This window comes from Sulfoacidibacillus thermotolerans (genome assembly GCF_003144315.1).
Lineage (GTDB): Bacteria > Bacillota > Bacilli > Alicyclobacillales > SLC66 > Sulfoacidibacillus > Sulfoacidibacillus thermotolerans.
Genome location: NZ_MPDK01000131.1, coordinates 1 through 375 on the forward strand (window position 1 = coordinate 1; position 375 = coordinate 375).

1 protein-coding gene is annotated in these 375 nt (G+C 29.3%); it reads right to left on the minus strand.

Annotation, left to right across the window (positions count from 1 at the left end):
- The coding region (locus BM613_RS15300) for a hypothetical protein (protein ID WP_181363217.1) at nt 1-375 on the minus strand (375 nt) is incomplete at both ends.

A 375-nucleotide genomic window follows, 5' to 3' on the forward strand; every position in this document is an offset into this window, starting at 1 on the left:
TTGATATGGTCTCCGTCTGCAAGCTTCCAAGCGGTTCCATTATATACACTTGCAGTAAACCATTTATCAGAAATTTCTTTTTCAATTTTTTCTATTTTCTCCCAATTTTTTTCTTCAATTGCTTTTTTAAGTAAAACTGTTCTAATTTGGTCCATGGTTTGTTTGTCATAAAAATGTTTTGGATATTTTTGAAACTCAGAAATAAATTGATTGACCGGAGTTTCATCTAATTGAAAGTCAGGGAGTCTTATTTTTGCAAAAAAACTTCTTGTGAAATTTCCTTTTGCTAATAATCCATTGGGATATTTTTCAAGAATGGTTTTAGAAAGTTGTTCTGCTTTATCAAAATTATTCAAAGGATTTTCATAGTAAGAC